This window comes from Microvirga sp. P4_G7, from assembly GCF_056401005.1.
In genome coordinates this window covers 1-2,666 of record NZ_JBFUKD010000531.1, presented here as the reverse complement: position 1 = coordinate 2,666, position 2,666 = coordinate 1, and the positions used below count along the sequence as shown (strand labels likewise).

General features: G+C 61.3%; 3 protein-coding genes. 1 reads left to right on the top strand and 2 read right to left on the bottom strand.

From position 1 onward, the window contains the following. Positions 1-213: 213 nt before the first annotated feature. Positions 214-717, bottom strand: coding sequence for a YciE/YciF ferroxidase family protein (locus AC1DT3_RS17475; protein WP_477466506.1), 504 nt, complete (start codon positions 715-717; stop codon positions 214-216). A 133-nt stretch (positions 718-850) separates the two neighbouring features. Then, the gene (locus AC1DT3_RS17470) at positions 851-2,038 is read right to left on the bottom strand and encodes a DNA recombination protein RmuC (RefSeq protein WP_477466505.1); all 1,188 of its coding nucleotides are present in this window, start codon (positions 2,036-2,038) and stop codon (positions 851-853) included. Between the two features lie 86 nt (positions 2,039-2,124). Between AC1DT3_RS17470 and def the strand changes: the two genes are divergently transcribed. Continuing rightward, on the top strand, positions 2,125-2,646 hold the full coding sequence (gene def / locus AC1DT3_RS17465) for a peptide deformylase (RefSeq protein WP_477466504.1): 522 nt from the start codon (positions 2,125-2,127) through the stop codon (positions 2,644-2,646). Positions 2,647-2,666: the final 20 nt, after the last annotated feature.

The window sequence follows — 2,666 nt, the reverse complement described above, 5'->3', positions numbered from 1 at the left end:
TGGTGGTACCGCGCGAACTCGGAATGATGACGACGCTCGTCGTTCCCAAGACCGTCGATCCCTTCCGTGAGGCGTTCGAACAGGAAGCCGTCAAGACGCCGCATATCGACTACGTCACCGACGACCTCGCGGGATTTCTGCAAACATGCGCTCCGCTGAGGTCGACGCCGACATGAGGGAACGGCGCACGCTCCGCCGTTCCCTTTTTGGCAGTTAAGCGGCTTTGGTATTCACGCTGCTTTTGGCGATGCCGTTGAGCTTTTCGTCGGTCGCTTTTTCCTGATCAAGAATCTGATGCAGGATCGTTGCGCAATCTTCGCGGCCGAGCTGCTTCGCCCACGCGACCAGCGTTCCGTAACGCGTGATCTCGTAGTGCTCGACAGCCTGCGCCGCGGCGATCAGAGCGGCGTCCAGAACCTTCTTGTCGGCGACGTCGCCCGCGATGTCCTGCGCTTCATCGATAATGCCGTTGATCGCCGGACAGGTGACTTCCTTCGGCTCCCGTCCATGCTGACGAAACACTTGCTCGACGAGCTTGATATGGTTTTCGGTCTCGCCGAGGTGAGTCTTGAACGCTTGCTTGAGCTGTGAATCGGTCGCCTTCTCGATCATGTCGGGAAGCGCCTTCTTGATCTGGTTCTCGGCGTAGTAGATGTCCTGCAGAGTGTGCACGAACAGATCGTCCAAGCTTTTGATGTCCTTTGAGAAAAGGCCCATGGGAACGTTCCTTTGATTGCGTTGAATCGCACCGGCGCGGATGCACCGGCGCTGAATGGTTCGACGGGGTAGGAACGTCGCGCGCACGGAACTGTTCCACCTCGATTGAGGGGACAGGCGCAAGGAACGGCAGCTACTCGACGGCGCGCAGACTGGGCGTCTGGGCGCGCAGCAGAGCGGCCTGATCGGGCGTCTCGCCCTTGTCGAACTCGAGCATCTCGATGCGCTGGCCACGCTTGGTGATTTTCTCGGTCGACGTCCTGATCTGCGTGACGTCGTCCTGGGCCTGGCGGAAATGGGAATCAAGCTTGGCCACGCGCGAGGAAAGGCGGTCGACGTCTTCCAGAAGTTTCTGCACTTCCGTCTGAATGACGCGGGCCTCTTCGCGAATGCGGGCGTCGCGCACCAGCGCCTGCATCACCTGAATCGCGAGCGCGAGAAGCGATGGCGAGACGATCACGACGCGGGCGCGATGGGCCTTCTGCACCACGTCTTCGAAATGCTCGGCGACATCGGCATAGATCGATTCCGCAGGCACGAACATCAACGCCACATCCTGCGTTTCGCCGGGGATGAAGTATTTTTCCGCAATGTCCTTCACGTGGGCCAGCATGTCGTTGCGGACGCGCGCGGCGGCGCGACCGCGCGCTTCATCGCCGGCGGCTTCGCGGAACAGGGTGAAGCTCTCGAGCGGAAACTTGGCGTCCACGACGAGACCGCGCCCGTCTCCCGGCAGCCGCACGATGCAATCCGGCCGCGTGCGGTTCGATAGCGTCGGCTGGAACTCGAAGGCGTTGCTCGGAAGCCCGTCGCGGATGATCGCCTCCATCCGACCTTGGCCATAGGCGCCTCGGGTCTGTTTGTTGGAGAGAATATCCCGCAAACCCACGATCTCGCCTGTGAGATCGGTCAGATTGCGCTGCGCCACGTCGATGACGGCAAGGCGCTCGTTGAGCTTGGACAGGTTCTCGTGCTGCTGCTTCGTGGACGCTTCGATCCCCTGCCCCAGCCTGTGCTGCAGGCCGTCCATACGCTCGGAGAGCAAGCGCGCGAAATCGCTCTGCCGGCTGCCGAACACCTCGGCCATCGTCTGCATGCGCCCGGTCATTTCCGCATGGATACGGGCCAGCTCGGCCACCTTGTCGTCCATTTCATGGGCCCGCTCCACCGACGCGGCTTCCTCGATCGCCCGCTCCCGCCGTGCCTTGAAAAGCAGTATGGTGACGGTCAGGAGCAGCAGGAGCGCCAAGACAGCCATCCCCAGGGCCAATTCGCTCCAGGTCACGACAAGTGATCCGACGGTAAGGACTGGGGCATTCATGGAGTATGTCTCGCAGCGATTCGGCCTATCCGAACAGATCACGAACGATTTGACCATCCTCAAGCGAAACCTTATCTCCAGCCGTCATGACCATCAGACCTCTTGTGATCCTTCCCGATTCCCAGCTGCGCCTTGTTTCGAAGCCCGTCGGGTCCGTCACGGACGCGATCCGGACGCTCGCCGACGACATGCTGGAAACCATGTATGACGCCCCGGGCATCGGCCTCGCCGCGATCCAGATCGGGGTGCCCCTGCGCCTCGTGACCATGGACGTCTCGCGCTCAGAGGACGATCGGCAGCCGCTCGTGCTGATCAACCCCGAGATCCTGTCCTCGTCCGAGGAGTTGAGCACGTACGAGGAAGGCTGCCTTTCGATCCCGGAATATTACGAGGAGGTCGAGCGACCGGCGAGTGTGCGGTTTCGCTATACGGACCTGTCCGGCGAGACGATCGAGCGGGAGGCCGAGGGACTGCTCGCGACCTGCGTCCAGCACGAAATCGACCATCTCAACGGGATTCTGTTCATCGACTATCTGTCAAAGCTCAAGCGCGACCGGGTGATGACCAAGTTCAAGAAGGCCGCGAAGCGAGAGGCGAGCAGCACATGACACTCCGCGTCGTCTTCATG